Origin of the sequence: Shewanella corallii (assembly GCF_023349125.1) — a bacterium.
In the GTDB taxonomy this organism is placed as follows: domain Bacteria; phylum Pseudomonadota; class Gammaproteobacteria; order Enterobacterales; family Shewanellaceae; genus Shewanella; species Shewanella corallii.
Map to the genome: position 1 here is coordinate 731,671 of NZ_JAKIKT010000001.1, position 20,804 is coordinate 752,474.

Genomic DNA, 20,804 nt, shown 5'->3' on the forward strand with positions numbered 1-20,804 from the left:
AAAGCCCCCGTCGCAATGTGTCGACGGGGGACTGAGAGTGACACCAAGTGTCAGCCGGGTTGGAGAGATCAGGCCTTTTGAGGCTTCAGGGCAGTTGCACCTTCCGCGACTTCGGCAGTGTCGTCCGTTTTGGTTTCATATTTGGTAAACACATACAGGGCCACCACAATCAGAGACACAATGATGGTTTTGCTCAGCTCCATCTGCTCGCCCAGAGTCAGTACGGCAACCACATAGCCCACCAGAGGCATCAAGTTCAGTGCCATAGTGGCCTTCTCTACACCGATGCGTTTGAAAGAGTACAGCTGAATCAGGTAGCTACCACCCGAGATACCGGTACCCAGGAAGATCAGCAGAACAATCAGCAATGGGCTGTCCAGGATGATAAAGATCTGGCTCAAATCAAGGCCCATCGCCATTACCGCGAAGAAACCGACAATGGCCACAGAGATGTACTGGTACAGCATAGAAACTACAGAGCCATACTTGTCAGCCAGGCTGGCACGCAGGTGAGCAGTCCAGGCCAGAGACAACATGGAGCAGGTGACATAGATATAGCCCAGCATAGGTGTGCCACCTTCAATGCTGTTGGTTGGCCCCACACTCATGGCGTAAATACACAAAGCTGAGGTAATAAAGGCGGCCCACTGGATTTTATTCATGCGGAAGTTCATAAACAGCATGCCGAAAAAGACGGTGGCAAATGGCTGCATACCCTGAATGACGCCGTTTTCAGTGGCGCCGATATGAGAAAGAGACAGGAAGTTAAACAAGGAAAAGGCACCTTGACCAATAATGCCGCACAGCGCAATTTTCAGAATATCTTTCTTGTCGATTTTCAGCGAGCCACCCAGATCTTTGCTCAGACTCTGACTGCGGGAGGTAAAGAAGAAGATGATTGAAAGGCCAATGACTGCTGTTACGTAGCGGAAAAATACCAGTGTCATTGGGTCTACGGCCTGGGAAAGTGGCTTGGACACTACACCTGTTACCCCCCATATTACCGCAACCGCAATGGCCGCCGTCCATCCTAAAACAACGTCTTTATTGGTGATGTTCATATCATTCTTCCTTAAGTGTCCTGCCTGTTAAGACTGAAGCAGGAACCGGGGATCTGTCGCTGGGCCACTATCAACACGCTTGTGTGCAAGAGAGTGGGAAAGGGAAGCTAAGATTTCGGTTAAGTATTGTTTACTGTGTGGGCATTTTACTCATAGCTAAGTTAAAAAATGTGACCTGATACGTATGCTGGAATTTAGTGAGCCAAAGTCGCTATATTTGAAATGAGCTTGGGATTTGCGTCTAGCAATCAACTGACTTTGTGAGGTAAATCAAAATTTTGCGGGCTTTTGAGAAAGGTTTTAGCAGGCTGGATAACCTTTAAGGGTTACTAATATATGGAGTTATGAAACTCGGCAGTCAACTAAAGTTAACTGTGTCGGCGTTTGTGTGATCTGGCGCAAGGCTTTTGTGGTTTACAAAATGGAACTGAAATTTAGGTAATGGCCTGGATGACTTATGTCGCTTGCCGGGTATGGGGCGATTCTGCCTGGTTGGAGCGTTTGGCGTTGCTTTGCATAAAACAATGACAAAGTGCTGCAAAAGCATCTTCAAAGGTCAACTGACCTTGGTGCAAGTGGTTATTATTGTTGGAGATAATCAATTAGCGATGAGGTTGTATTTGGCTTTTTTGCTGTCAAATGCAAATGGACTCAGATCAAGTAGCCGCCATAATATTAACTTCAGATACATTTTGTTACAAAGTCTAAGGTGTTAGTGTAGCTGAGGAGATATATCGCAAAGTCTGCAAATAAAATTAATAATAAGTTTTGGAGAAAGTTATGCGGAAAATCTACCAGTCTGTTTTTTTCATTTTAATCTTATCTATCCTCAGTGGCTGCGCCAGTATGGACCAATCTGAATGTAATCATGCCGATTGGTTATCCCAGGGCTTAACAGATGGGCAAAGTGGTCAACCCGAAAATACCTATAGTTTATATGCTGATGATTGTGCTGAGTTTGGTGTCTCTGTATCCGTTCCTGAATATAAAAAAGGTTGGCAGCAGGGGATAGCACAATACTGCACCAGAGATAATGGCTGGAGTGTTGGTATAAGCGGAGGGTGCTACCAAAATGCTTGCCCCAAATCGCTGGAAGCCGAGTTTTATAGCGCCTATCAATCTGCTCACAATATCCATATAAAACAACAAAAAATCGCGACTCTTGGATACGAAATAGAGTCTCTGGGAGATAAGCTGGCGAAAAGTGGACTCAGCACCAGCGAGCGGGACAAGCTCAGTGAGGAGCGTAACAGGAAAAAGAAAGAGAAAAGAAATTTGAACTTTGAATTAGGTTTGGCAAAAGATGATGCCAGAAGAATGGGATTTCCTGTCGGATATTAATGGGGATGCCAACATCGGGCCGCGGAACACCATGGCGGCCTGATGATTTCAGGGATGATAACGCCAGCCGGTCTGCTCGAGTTCCGCGTCGGTGAGGTTAGATTGAAACAGTATCATCCATTGAGTGCCGTCGAATACGACAACCTCATTTCCACCCGCTACCAGCAATAAATCATCACAGCTACATATGGTATTGGGCGCGCCAGGCACTGTTGGGCCAGGCTTGTCACTGAGTCTAATGGCTTCGAGGATATTGTCAGTGAACATATTGCTGGTATCTACTCGCAGGCTACCCAACTGGCTGGGGAGCAGTTGCTTTCCATCATATTCGTAGGCACCATCGACGCTATTGGCAGGGATAATATAAAGACGTTCCTGAAACCAGTGAAGCAGGGTAATAAGCGTGGTATCGTCATAGGCTTTAATAGGGATTTGTTGCCAATTATCGCCGCGGCCTTCCAGCAAAATCCCGCCACCACAGCCTAAATAGACTTTGCCGTTGCCTGCGCAGCATACGGTATGAATATCCTGATCGGTAGGAATATCCAGGGGCTGCCACTGCTGACCATTATAGTGCCAACAGTCACCATCAACCCCGGCAGCGTAAATATCATCAGCAGCAAAGCCATCAAAAGATAAAAAAGTCCCTCCCAATAACGTTGCTGATTCCTCTTCGACGGCGGTACCACCGGGCCCAAAACCATGCCAGGGTTTATTCTCTTCTTTAATCAGCAGGCTCCGCCTGTTACCCCCAATATACAGACCACCATTGATGCATTTTAGCGTATTGAAACTATTTCCTTGTTCAATAGGTATTTGGGGTACATCAATAAAGTCATAGCCATCACTCAGCCCCTGTTTGTAAGCATTGCCATCCCAATCGGTGAAAAGCATGGTTTTTTGTTTATCCGGCAGGCAGACGCCCATCACACGATAAAAGTTATTAAACCCTTGCCCGCCCCATACTTTGTCTGTTTTTGGGCGATAATAGACGATGCGTGTCTCTTGTTGCCAATCATCCCCATCTCTATCTTCATCGTAGTGGTTTTCAAAAGACAAAAAGATATTGTGCCTGTCGCGTATAGCGGCCCCTTTAATGCTGAAGCCTTTTGTGAACTGGATAGCTTTATCGTAAGCCTTCATCTTGTGGTCCTTGTTTTAAATGGCTCAAGCTTGGTGATTGACTTATTGATATATTTACCAGGGCGTCTGATGATTTCAGGGCTGATAACGCCAGCCGGTCTGCTCGAGTTCCGCGTCGGTGAGGTTAGATTGAAACAGTGTCATCCATTGAGTGCCGTCGAATACGACAACCTCATTTCCACCGGCTACCAGCAATAAATCATCACAGCTACATATGGTATTGGGCGCGCCAGGCACTGTTGGGCCAGGCTTGTCACTGGGTCTAATGGCTTCGAGGATATTGTCAGTGAACATGTTGCTGGTATCTACTCGCAGGCTACCCAATTGGCTTGGGAGCAGTTGCTTTCCATCATACTCGTAGGCACCTTCAACGCTATTTGCAGGGATGATATAAAGACGTTCCTGAAACCAGTGAAGCAGGGTAATGAGCGTGGTATCGTCATAGGCTTTAATAGGGAGCTGCTGCCAATTATCGCCGCGGCCTTCCAGCAAAATGCCGCCACTGCAGCCTAAATAGACTTTGCCGTTGCCTGCACAGCATAGGGTATAAATATCTTGATCAGTAGGAATATCCAGAGGCTGCCACTGCTGGCCATTATAGTGCCAACAGTCACCATCAACCCCGGCAGCGTAAATATCATCAGCAGCAAATCCATCAAAGCATAAGAAGGTTGCCCCTAATAGCGTTATTAATTCCCTTTCCGCATCTGTTCCTCCTGGTCCAAATTCATGCCAGGTCATATTATCCCGTCTAATACGTAATGTACGCCGATTCCCGCCGATAAATATGTCACTATCGATGCACCTTAGCGTATTTAAGCGGCTACCTTGTTCAATCTGAATTTTAGGTACATCAATAAAGTCATAGCCATCACTTAATCCCTGTTGATAAGCATTGCCATAACGATCACTAAAAAGCATGGTTTTTTGTTTATCCGGCAGGCAGATACCCATGACATCAAACAAGTTATAATAACCTTTCCCTCCCCATACTTTGTCTGTTTGAGGGCGATAATAGACAATGCGCGACTCTTGCTGCCAATCTTTGCCATGTTTTTTCTCATCGTAATGGTTTTCAAAAAACAAAAAGATATTTTGCCTGTCGCGTATAGCGGCCCCTTTAATGCTGAAGCCTTTTGTGTATTGGATAGCTTTATCGTAAGCCTTCATCTAGTGGTCCTTTTTAAATGACTTAAGCCTGGTGATTGACTTGTTCACACATTCGTATTGGGTCTGTCCGTTGAGAGCTTCCATTCAGCCAATATATCGACATCGATAGGCCGCGGCGCCTTGTCAAACTCTGAGTTGATCAGATTGGTATCGGTACTCATCAAATGCTGACCATCAGTGGCAACGAATATAAAGTGGTCGTGGTAACGAAATACGGCTGGTTTATCAATCGTGTAGGACTTATTGAGTGGGGTATTCATTGAGTCGCTGTTACCGCTGAACTCAACACTAACCGGATCTCCCTTTACAACCTGCATGTTCAGGGATGAGCTTTCTAAAGGTATTTCTACCTGATAAAAGTAGCCCTCCTGACCCACCAACTCAGGCGAAAGTACATTTTGTGACCCCTGGAATTTTCGTTTTGCGACATAGTCATCTGAAGTGGAGAAACTGACCTTACCTGTTTCTTTGGAGGCTCTGATCTCCCAATTGTCAGTCACGGTGACCACAGCGGCTTCAAATTGATAAACCTTGAAGTTATATTCCCGCAAACGCAATTGTTCCGGGGTTGGACAGTGGCTGTCTATGCAGATCACCAGGTGTCGGGCGCGCTCGAATCCGCCGTCAAGATAACCAACGGCATAATAGGGGATGTCTTTGGTCAGGGTTGTGAACAAACCAATGTTGATATCGTCCAGAAATTCCACCATATACCCCAGCCGGGCCCGCTGAATATGAATCTGGGCTACGTCAGCATCAGTCCAAACATCTTCCCTGGTCACGTCGATGATCTGCTCAATGGTGGTAAAGGTTTTGATGGTGTACTTCTTTTCAGCTTCGGACTGACCACAACCGGCAATGGTTAAGGCTAACCACAACGACAACACTAATCTCATCAGCTAAAACCCAGCTCAAATTATGATAGTTGGAAGTTATCCTCCCACGGGACTTACAAGGTAACTATCGGTCATTTGTCTATTGATTGGGTTAAAAAAGCGAGTGCATCTTTGGGCTTAGTCAGTTTGGGGCAGGGAAAGCAGGCGTTGTAACAACCTCAGGGGCTGCTTGTTTCCAGCCTTGGAGAGACCTTAAACAAAAGATGCCTGCATGGGATTATTGCAGGCATCAGGTGGACTGAGGTTATTGCCAGCCCTGGTCCTCAAGGTCGACAGTGCGGCTGTTATCGTTTGCGGTTAGTACACTGGCGAGCAACTTGTCCAGATACTCCCGAGATAAAAGCTTGCCGCCAATAATGACGGATTCGATAGACTGAGTAGCGCGAATATCTTCGCCTGGGTTATCGCGAAGAAGAACCAGGTTAGCCTGGTATCCCGGGCTGATTTGGCCGACATTTTGCTGCATCCAGTTACCGGGCGAGAGAGTCGCATCTCTTAAAACCTCTGTCGGTTTCATTCCAGCTTCCTGCATCGCCAGCATCTCCTCATGCAAAGAGAAACCCGGCACGATAACAGGGACATTGGTGTCGGTTCCTGCCTGAATATGTACCCCTTTTTTCCGCAACTCGTCGAACATAATGTATTGGGCCTCAGCATAGGCCTGCCAGTATTCAAGTACCTCTTCCCGACGTTCCGGTGTCATCCCCTCATAAAGGCGATAGATATTGACATCCGGCAGCCAGCCCATGCCCTGGGAAGTGATAATTACCCCTTCAGCGATGCCGGGATTGACGTATTTAAGCTCCACCCGCTTAAGCTCGCTGGCCAGGTCTGATTTTTGTGGATGGAAACTGTCAATAATCGCCAGGGTCGTTGTGACTGACTTATTACGTTCCAACAACTGCTCTGCCACCTGAGGGCTTCGCCCACGCAGCCACGTCAGAAAGGCTTCTTTATTTTCCGGTTTGAAGCCGCCATATTCTCTGGCGAGCGCTTTAACCAGCTCCTCCACATGGGCTGTTTCACTTTGTGAGGACGCAATAAAATCATCAAGCCTGACTGCAATGGGAATGTGTCCGACCATGGGGATTTGGTGTTGTTGAGTGGCGTCACTGAGTGCCTGATATCCTGCTTTATCCAAAAAGCTGCTGGCTTTAACCGCATCATAGCCCTGCTGCTTAAAGTCCTTTACCGCAGTTTCAACCTCTTCGGCACTGCTGACAATGGTCTTGTTTTGTGTCCAGCCCACGAACCACCCCTCAACCGGACCAAAGGTTGCCAGCTGTGGCGACACCACATAGATATTTGGCCCCAATGCTCCGGCTTCAATCTCGTCCCGCCAGCGAATATGCTGCTCACTGCCATTCATTTCCCTTACCTGGGTGACGCCATTGGCCAGATAAAGCAGCAGGTCATTTTTGCTTTGCCATAGGTGAACATGGGAATCAGTAAAGCCGGGAACCAGATAGCCCCCCTGACCATCAACCACAGTGATATCGGCAGACAATGAATCTTCGGGAACAATATCCGCTATCTCACCATCATCAATAATGACAGCCAGGCCCGATTGAAAGTGGTGGGCGTCGCTTCCCCAAATATGAGAGTTGGTCACAGCATAACGGGAGTGAGAAAAGTCCAGCTCGGGAATCTCGGCCAACTCGGTATGGCCGCCATACATCTTGTCCAGCTGGTAATCTACAAAGAAATAGCTTGAGACAGCCCAGATCAGGGTTAATAAAGAACCGCCAATAAAAATCCTGAGAATCCACTTTTTTATATTCATATTATTCCCATCATTCCGTTAGTGAGCTTTTAAATGCGTGTTTTACTCCTGAGGTCTTGCTCAAGCTAACAGAATGTTCTGGTTATGTGCCAGATTACCGCCTTTTGAACTGTAAATGCTTATTGCAGTGCGCAAAAAGACAAAGGTGTCGGCGGGCTCTTATGCTTGACGGTGATTTTGGTCACACATTTAGCAACTCTGATCGAATTTTACCGCTGTTTGAGGTTTAATTAGGCAAGACCCACTGGCTCAGAGCCGGTGGGTTTTTTTTTTAACCCGAGCTAACCATCCATGCACCATCCGCAAAGTTCCTCTGTTAACAAGGCACCTGACGTTAACTACCAACCTACGTCTAAATTTGGCCAGCTACTGAACCGTATGTTCGCGTTGAGCGCAAATCGCACTTCGCCCTCTACCGAAGTGGTCGCCGGTTTCACTACCTTTATGACCATGGTGTATATCGTGTTCGTTAACCCACAAATTCTGGGTGCGGCGGGCATGGATACCAAAGCTGTGTTTGTGGTCACCTGTTTGGCGGCAGCGCTGGGCAGTATCTCAATGGGCCTGATTGCGAATCTACCCATTGCCCTGGCACCCGCCATGGGCCTGAACGCCTTCTTTGCGTTCTCGGTTACCCTGGGTATGGGCGTAAGCTGGCAGGTCGCCATGGGTACAGTATTCTGGGGCGCTGTGGTGTTTGCTCTGGTATCTGTCGTTGGTTTGCGTCAGTGGCTGCTGGAAAATATCCCTGCGGGCCTGAGAACCGGTATCCCGGCAGGTATTGGTTTGTTGATTGCGCTGCTGGGCTTTAAAAACAGTGGCCTGGTAGTGGCAGACCCGAATACTCTGGTGAAGGTGGGCGATTTGACCTCACTACCTGTGGTATTGGGCTCTTTGGGCTTCTTTATCATCATTATTCTGGCTTACCGCGGCGTTAACTCAGCCGTGCTGATCTCTACCCTGGTAGTCACTTTGCTGGCAGCCCTGTGCGGTGATGTGCAGTTTAGCGGTATCGTTTCTATGCCACCTGCCATTGGTCATGTATTTGGTCAGCTGGATCTGAGCGCCATTTTGAATATCGGCCTTGCTGGCGTGATCTTCTCCTTCGCGCTGGTAAGCATGTTTGACAGCTCGGGCACCATGATTGCCGTCGCCGAGCGCTGCGGCATCAGTGATGACAAAGGTCGTTTCCCGAACATGGGTAAAGCCCTGAAAGTGGATTCACTGAGCAGTGTAGCTGGCGCTTATATGGGCACTTCAAGTGTGACCGCCTACATTGAAAGTTCTTCCGGTGCATCTGTGGGCGGCCGTACAGGCTTGACCTCGGTTGTTGTGGGTCTGCTGTTCCTTGGTGTGATCTTCCTGTCTCCGCTGGCTGCCATGGTTCCGCCTTATGCAGTGGCCGGTGCGCTAATCTATGTAGGCGTGATGATGACTGCAGGTCTGACCAAGGTGAAGTGGAGCGATCTGAGTGAAGCCGCTCCAGCCTTTATTACTGCGGTAATGATGCCATTTACCTTCTCTATCACCGAAGGCATTGCAGCAGGCTTTATCAGCTACTGCGTCATTAAAGCCGGCTGTGGCAGATGGCGTGATATCCACCCTTGCGTGGTAGTGGTTGCCGTACTCTTCCTGATTAAGTTCATCTTTATTGATGGTCATTAATTGGCTGCGCCAGTCTGACATTTTCGTCCCATAAAACAACGCCGCTGAGCTAATAAGCCAGCGGCGTTTTTGTATCTGTTATCGAGAGATATGACTGCTATCGACGTTAGCGCCCGGCAAGCATCGCTTCTTGCATCACATCGCTCACCCATTGCAGGAACTCAGTCCAGGCATCCCTGACCTCGGGAGAGAAATCAGAACTTAGGTGTTGTTGAAGCGAAAAAATTAATGCACTCGTCATAGGGGGAAAGTGTTCAGGTTTTACTCCGTAACCTATGTGTCTTCGCCCCATTTCCTGTATTGCCGGTACCAGAGCCTGCTGATCAGATAACCCCGCTACAGTGGAATAGAGCATCTGCATCAGTTTTTGCCCTTGAATATTCATGCTGTTTTTAAACAGTGGTCGGGTATTCGGTTCCAGCTCAAACAGGGTGTCGTAGAAAAGGTCAGCCACTCGGGAAGTGTCAGGGGCTATTTGGCAAAATGAGCGCTGGATTAGCTCGACTTGATCTTGGGTCAGGGACATATCAGCCTCGTAAAGTGTGAGTCAGTTTAAGGTTAGTTGATATTTCCCCAAACTATATAAAAGCCTTTGTATACCTGTTTGATGAGTCTAAGTGATTGACTGGTAATCGTTATAACATGGCTGTCCGGCCTTCATATGAATCGCCTTTCAGGCGATATAAAGTCGTGGGTCTCCAACCCACACCCGGGCAAAGGGGAGAGTTTCGACATCCCCCCTTTGCAAACCTCCTGCGACTCCCGGCGAAGCCGACAACTCTTCGGTCTTACGCCTAAAATCCCGACCAGAAGGGATTCGCGTCCCTGCTCAACCTTCTTCACTCGACGTCCCTGTCTCGTGTCCGGTATTTTTGGCAACGCCCTTCAGCGGCATCGAGGGAGACAAGGTGTATCCTGCCGGTATCAAGTACAAGTTGTGCCTTTCCGGTCTTTTTGGAGAGTTCGCTGTCCTTTGTACGCAGAGTTATAACCCTGTACTGTTAGGTCTTGGGCGGATTGGAGACTTTTAAGCAAAGGGAAAAGCTAAAGGATATGCGTACGTTTACGAAGAAATACCTCGGTGGGAATGCGATTAATGAAGATAGCTACCGTATCGATATTATTGTTCTGGAAAAGTATCAGTCATTTTCTACAGAGCTCCTGCGTTTGGCGCTTTTGGGAATAGCGGGGTACGGATTCCTGGTGTCTAATGTTGCCCTGAAAGTAAAAGATGGTGGGATGCACCTTTTTACTGATGGATTTCTTGGGCCAGTATTTCTTGTTCTCGGAGCATTGGCTTTTGCAATATCGGCGTTGTCCGCTCTTGCGCATAGGTATTACTCATCAGACTGCCTAACGCACTTTGTCAGACTGTTGAGGTTGAAGGAGTCCGAAAATGATCTTCTTGAGTCTATTGATAGTGAAGAAGCTAGTTTGGACAAGGATTTGAACAGGTGTAAGAGATATCTAATCATGTCTTGTTTGGCGTTGGTTGTTGGTGCTTTCTCTGTCGCAGTGTCTTTCACCGTTGTTCTGATCAACAGCTAGCCTGTCTATTTTCAGGCGGTTCCGCTACCTTTGATGAAACGCCTCGAAGTAAGAGCCAAGTTAGTAGCCAAGTGAAGAGACAATCTATGGACAGAGTATGTCGTCAATGCCAGCGTGAACTGCAGCTCACCGAGCATAAGATCTGCATGTATTGTGGTGCCGAGATTACGGAAGAGCAGCACCTGACTGACGCGCAATTACAAACGCTTCAGCAACAACGGCAAAGATGGAAGCGGGAAGAACAGGAGCTGAACTACATTCACGAGCGCTCAAGGGAAGTCACCCGGGAACATAACCAACGCCACAGCAGGAAAGGCCCCTTCGTCGATGACGACTTCGTCAGCAACATCCTGGACATACTCAAAGGCGGCTGATTGCCAACTCACTTAGCTTAAACCCCGCACTTCGTTCCTGAACGGCTCCAACCCTCGTCAGTCTTACGTACTACCAATCTGCAGGGGAGTGCACGACTGACCAGATCTAACCGCTCTGTTTTAAGTCCCCACATCAGCACAGCTCACCATTTAGTCGTCCCAACCTGACATAAAAACAAGAACTGTATCCTGCGTCACAATTATTCCACTAAATCAATGGGATGTAAGCATTCTCCTACAGACTCCAATGCCTGCTGCTGCTAAATTACCGCAACAATTTCATATACCTGCGTGCCTGAGCCAAACAGACGGGCGGTAGCGTGTACAACGGGCTTGTTAACTCTTTTGTGGAGGGAACTATCCCTAAGTCGTCATAAAACGAATAAGCAGTAATGATAAAAGTAACTCAAAGGGAAATTGAACGGATCAAGCGCTTTAACTTAACCCTTAGGAAAGGGGGAAAGTCCAGTCGTGTAAAAAAAAAGGGACGTGTACAATATATAAACAATTGGTTTCAAGAGAATTCAGATTTTATCTCGCTAGAGAAAAGTTCCGGTCGGTATACAGTAGTTTTTCCCGAGTCTCTCAATCTTTATGATGGATTTAATCAGTCAATAAAACCAATTAACTCACTAAGGAAAATACTAAGTTTTAAGAGGGGGGGGGTTAGGTTAAGAGCACTTGACCTGAATGCTATTCAAGATATATCTACACCTGCTAGTTTAGTGCTAACTGCTGAAATAGATAACTGGAATACTAAAAATGGGAGGAAACTAACCCCTCAGACAGAACGATGGCATCCAAATGTTCGTGGCACTCTATCTGAACTGGGTTTTTTTGAGTTGTTTAATTATCAGCCATGTGCACCTAATAGCAATGGGTTGGTAAAAGTCGTGAAATTTATTAAAGGAAAACCTGGAGATGAGGATAAAGCTAAACATCTTAGGGAGCAAATTGAAAAAATAGTCGGAAGTAGAGTTAAAAGGCCTCCCTTGTTTCAAGCTCTATCAGAAGCAATTACGAATGTGACACATCATGCGTATCCTAAAGAGATAATAAAAGCAAGAAAGCACTGGTATATGACAGCATCATTCTGTGAACAGTCAAGGAAATTGAAAGTTGCTTTCTATGACCAGGGGATTGGCATTCCATCTAGTTTACCAAAGTCAAAGTTTTGGGAGAGTGCAAAAGGTTATATAGCAAAGATGGGATTAATAAATGATCACCCTTCACTAATTGCGGCTGCGGTAGAGATGGGGAGAACTAGCACCAATTCAGGGAATAGAGGCAAAGGACTACAGGATTTACTAGAATTCATTAGACAATATGGGAATGGCTATTTGTCTATCATGAGCCAAAGAGGGCACTATCGCTTTAGTTGCATAGAACGACAAGAAAAGATACAAAAAAATTCGCTAGACTTCCCTATCATGGGTACACTTATTATCTGGAGCGTAACGATACCTGAAAGAGGTGTAATGCAATGAGAATAAACATTGGTAAGGACTTCAGTGATACTCCTGCTGGCCGGTTCAGAAGCGATGGTAAGCATAGCGGTGAAGCATTTAGGGATGACTTGTTAGAAAAAAGACTTTCCGAGGTTGCCGAAGATGAGAAGCTTTACATCAAAATTGACGATGTGGAGGGATACGGTTCATCTTTTCTAGAAGAGGCCTTTGGTGGCTTGGTGAGGAAAGGTAAATATAGCTCTATAGATTTATTAAATAAGTTAGTGTTTGAGTTTGAAGATGTTGACTTTGAGTTTTATAAAAAGAAAATCATTGAATACATTAAAGATGCAAAGTAGAGTGATATAAGTGGATATATTTGATAAAGTTGTGGCCGGTGTCGTTGCTGCTGTAGTCGGTGCATTCTCTGCTTTTGTTTTTGGTTATTTAAATGGAAGGATTGCGAACAAAAGAAGTTCTATAATTAAACTTGAAGAACATTTGACGGATATATTAGATGAACTTGCTAAAAGTACAATTGAGTATTGGTCAGTCGAACAGTCTAAGTTAGATAATCCAATATTGATAGAGTCAAATATAAAGTTTCTGTTTAGGAAGTTGGAACCAGCATATAGAAGTTTGTCATATCGACATGGCAAAATATCTGCAGGTAAACACAACAAGATAAAAAATAACATTGGCGAGCTTTATGACATAATAACTGGTGATGATTTTGAAGGGGCGAGAAGAAAATCTAATGTGCGGAAAATAACGAGGTCTTGCGGCAAGATATCTACTTTAAAACTTGACATTATATCGATAGTTCATGTTGATTGATATGGGTATGGATAAATTAGGTGTTTGAAACGCGTCCTGTTTTAAATTGATGTTGATAGTCTTAATTTTCTCGGAATATGTGAGCTCAATTTTTAATAGCTTCAGGGTTTGGTTTTAACCTAATATATTGGCTGGGCTATATTTAAAATTGCGTAGAACGATAATTTAATCAGTTAATTCACTCAGAAAGTGAAGTATAAACTAATGCTTCCTCGAAGCGGCCGCGGGGGATTGATTCGAATGCGGTGGGCGAGTATCGCGAAGCGATAAGCTCACGAAGGCGAGGCAGGATAGCCGAGCTGGAAGGATTTACAGGGAAGTAAATCGAGCTTCTGATACGATAAGCAAACCCCGAGGGGCTTTCGATAACTGTTCCCTGCGTTGATCTAACTCCAACATCCATGTCGTCCGCATCTTTGGTAGTCTCTCTGGAATGGGCAAGTGCATTAAGTGTGAGAGTTACCCATGTCCCCGTCCGAAGTTGCCGGAGGGAAATGGCTTCAATAGCAAGTCCCGTCATGGATGACGGGGCAGCTACCGCTGAACCATGGATGGTGAATCGGTGGCGGTTGCGTAATTGAAGTCATTTCACGATGGATAACAACTTCGGTTGGGGTGTCCTTGGGGTTGTTAGGGGTATTGGACAAGCAATACCCCTGACCCGGGTGAAGCCTGGAAGGCTTCGATCTCCGCCAAGCGCAGCTTGGCATGCCGCAAGGCATCACAAACTAAAAAGGAGCGTAGCTCCTTCCCCCCTCCGTCTCCGAAGGAGACAAAAAAGGCTACCAATCGGTAGCCTTTTCAGTTTCAGCGCTTACTCAAAGCGCAACAAAATCACTTCGCTGCATGCGGATTGCGAGTATCCATGCCCTCAGGCAGGTTACGCAGCAAAATACCCGCATTCAAATCCAGATCTGCAGGGACTGGCATATACACAGTGTGACCACTGCCTAAACCTGCTTCCACTGCTTCACCTTTACGGTTCTCCAGTGACTCCAGGGTCAGATTGATGTTGCCCTGTGGGGTCATCATCTCCAGGCTGTCGCCAACCAGGAACTTGTTCTTCACTTCAATTTCGGCCAGACCGGCGGCGTTACGGTTACCAGTGAATTCACCCACGAACTGCTGGTTATCACTGATGGAGTGGCCGTACTCGTAGTTCTGGTACTCATCATGTACGTGACGGCGCAGGAAGCCTTCGGTGTAACCACGGTGAGCCAGACCTTCCAGACGGTTCATCAGGCCGCGGTCGAAGTCTTTACCGGCAACGGCATCTTCAATCGCCTGACGGTACAGCTGAGCGGTACGGGCCACGTAGTAGAAGGACTTGGTACGGCCTTCAATCTTCAGTGAGTCGATACCCATCTTGGCCAGACGCTCTACGTGCTGGATGGCGCGCAGATCTTTGGAGTTCATGATGTAGGTGCCGTGCTCATCTTCAAACGCCGGCATATATTCGCCAGGGCGGTTGTTTTCCTGCAGCAGGAAGATCTTGTCTGTTGGTTCACCGGCACCCAGAGTGGTGGCTGGTTGAATCGCCACTACGTCACCGGCTTCGTTTTCGGTGGCTTCGTGGGCGTCGTATTTCCAGCGACAGGCGTTGGTGCAGGTACCCTGGTTAGGGTCACGCTTGTTGATGTAACCGGACAGCAGGCAGCGGCCTGAGTAAGCCATACACAGCGCGCCGTGTACGAACACTTCCAGTTCGATATCCGGGCAGCGCTGACGGATCTCTTCAATCTCGTCCAGTGACAGTTCGCGGGACAGGATCACACGCTTGATGCCCTGAGACTCCCAGAATTTTACCGATGCCCAGTTGATGGCATTGGCCTGAACAGACAGGTGAACCACCTGATCCGGGAAGGCTTCACGCACCATCATAATCAGACCCGGATCAGACATGATCAGGGCGTCAGGGTTCATGGCAACCACAGGTTCCATGTCCTTGATATAAGTCTTCAGCTTGGCGTTGTGGGGAGCGATGTTGCTCACCACGTACAGCTTCTTGCCCAGAGAGTGAGCTTCCTGGATACCCTGAGCCAGGTTCTCCATTTTGAAGTCGTTGTTACGTACACGCAGACTGTATCTTGGCTGGCCGGCGTAAACCGCATCTGCACCATAGGCAAAAGCGTAACGCATGTTTTTCAGCGTCCCGGCAGGGGACAATAGCTCAGGTTTAAACATAATCACTCTCTTCTCGGGTTGGCGCTCATGTTCAGTGTCTGCTCTGGCAGCATCTGGCTCGGTTCAAGTGAGCAAGCGCGGGGGGCGGCATTTTACTCAATCCCGGCCGGCACATCAATTCCTGAGCGTTCGACAGGGGTATTTATTCCGGCATTTAATGCAACAGAACTAACACAGGCAACTAAGCTATTAGATGGGAGGGGGTGAGTGACACCGGACAGTGTGGATTAACGGTTTGGATTTAATGGATTACAGAATTTGGACGCTTTGTTAATTTGTCGGCGTGAATGTGATAAAAATCTTGTGGAATTAAGGATATACTGAGGGATGGTGAAGGCGTGTTCACCCGCTTTTGGTTGCAGGATATAAGAAGATAGAAAGGGAATAGCTATGTCAGTTGAACAGCAGATTTTGGTGGGACTGCTCAGAAAACTTAAAAACGACACGCTGGTGTTGCCCACGCTGCCGGAAGCAGCGATGCAGGTTCAGGAGATCGCAGGTCGGCCTGACGCCAGCCTTAAGCAGGTTGCTGAAATCATCGGTCATGATGCCTCTATGTCAGCCCGTCTTATCAAGGTGGCCAACTCGGTGATGTACTCCCGGGGAGCCAAAAGGGCGGACAATATCAATGTTGCCGTTAACCGTATCGGGCTGGACCAAATCCGTAAAATTGCCACTTCTATCGCGATGGAGCAGTTGTTTGTCTCTACCAATGAGATGGTATGGGAAGTGATGGATGAGGTGTGGTTGACCTCTATTGAAGTGACGGCGGCCGCCGGTGCCATGCTGCAGTTATACCAGATGCGCCATGGCAAGGGTGAGCTGGATATGGAAACCCTCGGTCTGGCGGGTCTGGTGCATAATATCGGGGCTTTGCCTGTGCTGACCGAGGCGGAGTCACACCCTGAACTGTTTACCAATGTTGACCAACTCAGAGCCATAGTGCGTAAACTGCAGGGCCCTCTTGGCGGTGCCGTGCTGAAGAGTTGGGATTTTTCTGCGTCTGTAATGGAAGTGGTCGACCGCTGGGCGGATCTGCATTACTTGCCAAAGAGAGTAGGCTATATTGACTTTATTCGTGCCGCCGCTTTTTACACGGGCGAGTTGAGGGCCGGGGATGCGTTTGCAGAACGTATGAACGTTTTTGTAGAACGTGGCCTTCCGGTCTCCCCAGAGGAGCTGGATAGTGATACCTTTCAGGATCTCTACCATTCAATCAAGCACAGCTATGAATAACTCCAACAGCAGGGTTTACCTGTGATGGATTGGTCATCTGCGGCCGGGCTGGCAATTGTGCTGCTGGCTCTGATGGTGTTGGTGTTGCTGGTTATCCAGTATCGCCAGCAACAATTTCTGCGGCGGCTGGTTGCCAGTATTCGCCGTCGAAAGCTTCCTGCTGAACCGCTTAATATCCACGGTATTCCCGTCAGTTTTAAACCCCTTTGTGACAACCTCGAAGAGCTGCTGGATTCGCTGCCTGCGGACCTTGGGACAGATAAACTCACAGGTTTGCTGAACCGGCTTGGCTTCAAAAGTGCGGTGGGCAGAATGTCGCCCATTACCTCAGGCACCTTCGTGATTCTGGATATCCATCGCTTTCGCTACGTCAATGATCTGTTCGGCTTTAACTTTGGCGACAAGCTGCTGATTATGTTGACCGAGCGTTTGCAGACCCTGCATCGTCAACCTGAGTTACTGGCCCGGGTGAAGGGGGATGAGTTCCTGCTCTATTACGATGAGGAGGTAGACAGGGAAAAGCTGAACCAGTTGAGGGGGCGACTGCAGGTTCCCTTCGATATCAACGGCACGCCTATCAGCATCAAGCTGCAGTTTGGTTGTCTGACCCACGAACATATTCCCGATGATGTCAGTTTGTTATTGCGCAGGCTGGATCTGTCTTTAAAGCAGAGCCGGGAGTCGAAAGATCTTATCGGCTTTTATGGCGAAGGCGACGACAGGCATCAGGTGCGGGAGCTGACTCTGATCCATGACCTGCCCAGAGGTCTGATGCAGGGGCAGTTGTTTATGATGTATCAGCCCAAGCAGGGGGTAAATGAGTCCGGCTTCCGTCAGGTTGAAGCCCTTATTCGCTGGCAGCACCCCAGATTGGGCATGGTGTCGCCCGGTGAGTTTATTCCCCTGGCCGAGTATGCGGGCATGATAGAACTGGTCAGCCGCTGGGCCTTGATGACGGTATTGGAGCAGCAACAACAGTGGCGCTCTCAGGGGCTGGCGTTGCAGGTGGCAGTGAATCTGTCGACTCAGGATCTGTCCAGTAACAGCCTGTCCCAGGAGATAGAGACCCGGCTGAAACAGTACGACCTGCCAGCAGATGCGCTGATGGTAGAGATTACCGAAAGCACCCTGATGGCCAATGTCGACAAGTCGTTGGCAACCCTGAACCGGCTCAGAGAGCTGGGCGTTAAGCTGGCTATTGATGACTTTGGTACCGGTCACTCATCGCTGGCGTATCTTAAACACCTGCCAGTGGATGAGGTGAAAATCGATAAGGCGTTTCTGGATGAGCTGCTGACCGATCCCCACGCTCAACACATTATGGAAACCAGTATCCTGCTGGCGAGAAAGTTGGGATTTGAGGTGACAGTGGAAGGGGTGGAAACCCATGGCATTTGTGAAATGCTGACGACCATGGGTGCCGATAAGCTGCAGGGTGAGCTGATAGGTTTGCCTATGACCGCGGAAGATTTGGTACTGTTCCACCGCCAGAAACAGCAGCAGTCAGGAGCCTGCAGTTAACACCAACAGGTTTCAGCTCACGTCCTGAATCAGTGCCCGCCGGTTTTGGAAAACAGGCTGATCACCATCACTCCCGCAATAATCAGTCCCATGCCTATGACTGCTGGCCAGTCCGGGATCTGTTTATAAAGGACGGCGGCGACCACTGAGATCATCACAATTCCCAGACCACACCAAATGGCGTAAGCGCTGCCGACGGGCAGCGTTTTGAGCACCAGCGACAGCGAGTAAAAGGCAACGCCATATCCTGCAATTACCAGCAGGCTGGGCCAGAGTTTGGTGAAACCTTCAGAGGCTTTGAGCGCCGAGGTAGCAATAACCTCACCTATGATGGCGATGGCCAGATACATGTATCCCATGATGAACTCCTCAGATGCCGGACGTTGACGCGGCGGGGATGCGATCTGGCTATTTTGCCCGATGAAAACTGATTCGGCGCAGGGATGGCGGCGTTTATGTGAGCTGAGTCAGACCTCTTGCTGCAATCGGCTCAGAACCTGCTCCGGAATGGCTATCAGTTGCTTGTCAGGCCCAAGAGAAACCATCTCGATGGTGGCCGTGACTGCGGGTCGGCTGGCACCTTCTCGCCAGATAGATTGTTTCCACACGGTACGGAACTGACTTTCGAACGCCACCTGACTGCGGATATCCAGCATATCGGCAAACTCGACGCCCTGATGACAGGTCATATCGCAGCGATAAACGGCAAAACCGCAGCCCTGTTCCTGCCATAGTTGCTTAAGCAATTTGGCCCCAATCATCTCTTCCCGGGCGCGCTCAAAGTAACGCAGAAAGTTGGCGTGATACACCACTCCTGAGAAGTCAGTGTCTTCGTAAAATATCTGTACCGGGTAGTGAAATTCCCGGCTGAAATTCAGCTTGTCCATCAGCTTGCGCACCTAAGTTTGTGTTGGCGCACATTCGCATAATCAATTGCTTATTTCAACTTGCATGCTTTGTCAGCAGGGAGTAAAGTCTTATTAGATTTTTCTAATGATTGATTTGCAGTGTGTTGATTGGGCGAACAAAACCCGGGATTCAGCACTGCTAATCAGTTCTGTGGAACAGGATAGTCAGCAGTACAGTAGAGGTGGAATATGGCTGAAAAGGTAGTTGAAGTAACCACACAAATGGGCGCCGGATGGAAGGTGACGGCACAGGTAAGGGACCACCTGTTGGTGATTGACCAGCCAACCGGTACCAATGAGGGGGCGAACCCGCTGGAGACCTTTCTGTTCTCGCTGGCCGGGTGTATCTCTACCATTGCCAAGATGGTGGCCCGTGAAGAGAAAATCGCCCTGCGCGGCATTGAAATCAAGGTGCGTGGTTCCCTCAACAGCGCGGGTCTGTTGGGTCAGCCCAGCGACGACCCTGTCGGCTTTAAGCAGATAGATATTGATGCGGATATCGACGCCGATATGAGCGTCGATGAGAAACTGGCTTTCCTCGATCGGGTTTGCCACCGCTGTCCTGTGCACGACAACCTGCTCAACAAGACACTGGTGAATCATCAACCTGTTTGAGGCGGTAAAAGCTTAAAGCAACAGCGGCTTGCCACGAAGGACACGAAGCGCACGAAGAAGGGCAAGAGCACCTAAACGATAAAGAGCGGTTGCTGATTTGGCGTTTCGCTCTTGTCTTGCTTTCCCTTCGTGTTCTCAGTGCAGCGAGCAGCGCGAGCATTTCGTGGCTAAATCGTCTTTGTAAGCCGCAGTCAGATTACTGATTGCGGCTTTGTTTTTTATGGGGACAGCATCAGAGGGGAATATGGTCTGTCTGTGAAAATAATGCGCTGTTCATTTGGTACCGCTTTTTGCTAGCTTGGGCCTTCTTCAGGTGTTAACACAGGGACAAAACTCAGATGCATGTACCGGAAAAATGGCAAATGAATGGCACAGATGAGATACATGACTTTATTCGGACGCATGGTTTTGGGGCGTTAATCTCTCCTGACTTTGAAGCTTCCCATCTGCCACTGTTGCTGCGGGCCGATGAGGGCGAACAGGGCGTGCTTTACGGTCACTTTGCCAGGGCAAACCGTCACTGGAAAACAGCAGTGGGCAGGGTACTGGTGATATTTTCTGGCCCGCACTCTTACATCTCTCCGACCTGGTATAAGTCATCTCCTGCTGTGCCCACCTGGAACTATGCGGCCGTGCATGCCGTTGGCGTGCTTGAATTGACTGATGATGCCACCACAATGCAGATGCTGGATAAGACGGTCAGCAAATATGAACCCGAACTTGAGATACCTGCTGAGTACAAGGACAAACTCAGTAAGGGCATAGTCGGCTTTAAAATCACCATAGAAACCCTGCAGGGTAATGAGAAGCTGGGGCAACACCGCTCAGCGGCCGATCAAGCCGGGGTGGCGCAGGCTTTGTGTCTGTCGGACAGTCTGGAGAGCCAGCAGCTTTGTCAATACATGCGCAGGCGTGAAATCGGCCTGGGCAGCTGATATTAAAAGCGGCTCACCACGAAGGACACGAAGCGCACGAAGAAGGGCAAAAGCACCTAAAAGATATAGAGGCTGGTTGCTGATTTGGCATTGTGTTCTTGTCTTGCTTTTCCTTCGTGTGCTCTGTGCAGCGAGCAGC

At 48.4% G+C, this 20,804-nt stretch carries 20 protein-coding genes; 11 read left to right on the forward strand and 9 right to left on the reverse strand.

Features of this window, described 5'->3' with window-relative positions:
• Window positions 1-68 precede the first annotated feature (68 nt).
• Window positions 69-1,061: a DMT family transporter gene (locus L2725_RS03185; protein ID WP_249247613.1), complete on the reverse strand. Its 993-nt coding sequence runs from the start codon at window positions 1,059-1,061 to the stop codon at window positions 69-71.
• Between the two features lie 780 nt (window positions 1,062-1,841).
• Here L2725_RS03185 and L2725_RS03190 point away from each other — a divergent pair.
• Window positions 1,842-2,402 carry a DUF2799 domain-containing protein gene (locus L2725_RS03190; protein ID WP_249247614.1) on the forward strand — a complete coding sequence of 187 codons (561 nt, stop codon included), beginning with the start codon at window positions 1,842-1,844 and terminating at the stop codon, window positions 2,400-2,402.
• A 48-nt stretch (window positions 2,403-2,450) separates the two neighbouring features.
• Here the strand turns inward: L2725_RS03190 and L2725_RS03195 are convergent, their stop codons facing one another.
• From L2725_RS03195 to L2725_RS03210, 4 genes are all read right to left on the reverse strand, one after another.
• A complete protein-coding gene (locus tag L2725_RS03195; protein WP_249247616.1) occupies window positions 2,451-3,545 on the reverse strand; it encodes a hypothetical protein in 1,095 nt (364 codons plus the stop codon).
• Between the two features lie 75 nt (window positions 3,546-3,620).
• Window positions 3,621-4,715: a hypothetical protein gene (locus L2725_RS03200; RefSeq protein WP_249247618.1), complete on the reverse strand. Its 1,095-nt coding sequence runs from the start codon at window positions 4,713-4,715 to the stop codon at window positions 3,621-3,623.
• A 44-nt stretch (window positions 4,716-4,759) separates the two neighbouring features.
• A complete protein-coding gene (locus L2725_RS03205; RefSeq protein ID WP_249247619.1) occupies window positions 4,760-5,599 on the reverse strand; it encodes a hypothetical protein in 840 nt (279 codons plus the stop codon).
• Between the two features lie 256 nt (window positions 5,600-5,855).
• Window positions 5,856-7,394 (reverse strand): amidohydrolase family protein, encoded by a 1,539-nt coding sequence (locus tag L2725_RS03210; protein WP_249247621.1) that lies wholly within the window; start codon window positions 7,392-7,394, stop codon window positions 5,856-5,858.
• Window positions 7,395-7,772: 378 nt separating this feature from the next.
• Between L2725_RS03210 and L2725_RS03215 the strand changes: the two genes are divergently transcribed.
• Entirely contained in the window at window positions 7,773-9,059 is a 1,287-nt protein-coding gene (locus tag L2725_RS03215; protein ID WP_249247985.1) for an NCS2 family permease, read from the forward strand.
• 106 nt (window positions 9,060-9,165) lie between these two features.
• On the opposite strand, the gene L2725_RS03220 is transcribed toward L2725_RS03215, so the two are convergent.
• Complete coding sequence (locus tag L2725_RS03220) at window positions 9,166-9,585, reverse strand: globin family protein (protein WP_249247623.1); 420 nt, start codon at window positions 9,583-9,585, stop codon at window positions 9,166-9,168.
• Window positions 9,586-10,112: 527 nt separating this feature from the next.
• On the opposite strand from L2725_RS03220, the gene L2725_RS03225 reads away from it, so the two are divergent.
• From L2725_RS03225 to L2725_RS03245, 5 genes are all read left to right on the forward strand, one after another.
• The gene (locus L2725_RS03225; RefSeq protein WP_248934421.1) at window positions 10,113-10,607 is read left to right on the forward strand and encodes a hypothetical protein; all 495 of its coding nucleotides are present in this window, start codon (window positions 10,113-10,115) and stop codon (window positions 10,605-10,607) included.
• A gap of 86 nt (window positions 10,608-10,693) precedes the next feature.
• Window positions 10,694-10,981: a hypothetical protein gene (locus tag L2725_RS03230; protein ID WP_249247625.1), complete on the forward strand. Its 288-nt coding sequence runs from the start codon at window positions 10,694-10,696 to the stop codon at window positions 10,979-10,981.
• A gap of 392 nt (window positions 10,982-11,373) precedes the next feature.
• Complete coding sequence (locus L2725_RS03235; protein WP_249247626.1) at window positions 11,374-12,468, forward strand: ATP-binding protein; 1,095 nt, start codon at window positions 11,374-11,376, stop codon at window positions 12,466-12,468.
• A complete protein-coding gene (locus L2725_RS03240) occupies window positions 12,465-12,788 on the forward strand; it encodes an STAS-like domain-containing protein (RefSeq protein WP_249247628.1) in 324 nt (107 codons plus the stop codon). The genes L2725_RS03235 and L2725_RS03240 overlap by 4 nt, the downstream gene beginning before the upstream one ends.
• A gap of 10 nt (window positions 12,789-12,798) precedes the next feature.
• Window positions 12,799-13,266 carry a hypothetical protein gene (locus L2725_RS03245; RefSeq protein ID WP_249247630.1) on the forward strand — a complete coding sequence of 156 codons (468 nt, stop codon included), beginning with the start codon at window positions 12,799-12,801 and terminating at the stop codon, window positions 13,264-13,266.
• Between the two features lie 834 nt (window positions 13,267-14,100).
• Here L2725_RS03245 and trhP read toward each other — a convergent pair.
• Window positions 14,101-15,450: a prephenate-dependent tRNA uridine(34) hydroxylase TrhP gene (gene trhP / locus L2725_RS03250; protein WP_249247631.1), complete on the reverse strand. Its 1,350-nt coding sequence runs from the start codon at window positions 15,448-15,450 to the stop codon at window positions 14,101-14,103.
• Between the two features lie 390 nt (window positions 15,451-15,840).
• On the opposite strand from trhP, the gene L2725_RS03255 reads away from it, so the two are divergent.
• Window positions 15,841-16,686: an HDOD domain-containing protein gene (locus L2725_RS03255; RefSeq protein WP_115135361.1), complete on the forward strand. Its 846-nt coding sequence runs from the start codon at window positions 15,841-15,843 to the stop codon at window positions 16,684-16,686.
• Window positions 16,687-16,710: 24 nt separating this feature from the next.
• Window positions 16,711-18,207, forward strand: a complete 1,497-nt coding sequence (locus L2725_RS03260; RefSeq protein WP_249247632.1) for a putative bifunctional diguanylate cyclase/phosphodiesterase — start codon at window positions 16,711-16,713, stop codon at window positions 18,205-18,207.
• Window positions 18,208-18,236: 29 nt separating this feature from the next.
• Here the strand turns inward: L2725_RS03260 and L2725_RS03265 are convergent, their stop codons facing one another.
• Window positions 18,237-18,569 (reverse strand): DMT family transporter, encoded by a 333-nt coding sequence (locus L2725_RS03265; protein WP_162807077.1) that lies wholly within the window; start codon window positions 18,567-18,569, stop codon window positions 18,237-18,239.
• A 105-nt stretch (window positions 18,570-18,674) separates the two neighbouring features.
• Window positions 18,675-19,094 (reverse strand): thioesterase family protein, encoded by a 420-nt coding sequence (locus L2725_RS03270; protein ID WP_249247633.1) that lies wholly within the window; start codon window positions 19,092-19,094, stop codon window positions 18,675-18,677.
• 210 nt (window positions 19,095-19,304) lie between these two features.
• Between L2725_RS03270 and L2725_RS03275 the strand changes: the two genes are divergently transcribed.
• Both L2725_RS03275 and L2725_RS03280 read left to right on the forward strand, forming a co-directional pair.
• On the forward strand, window positions 19,305-19,730 hold the full coding sequence (locus L2725_RS03275; protein ID WP_249247634.1) for an OsmC family protein: 426 nt from the start codon (window positions 19,305-19,307) through the stop codon (window positions 19,728-19,730).
• 338 nt (window positions 19,731-20,068) lie between these two features.
• Entirely contained in the window at window positions 20,069-20,665 is a 597-nt protein-coding gene (locus L2725_RS03280) for an FMN-binding negative transcriptional regulator (protein ID WP_249247635.1), read from the forward strand.
• The last annotated feature ends 139 nt before the right edge of the window (window positions 20,666-20,804 follow it).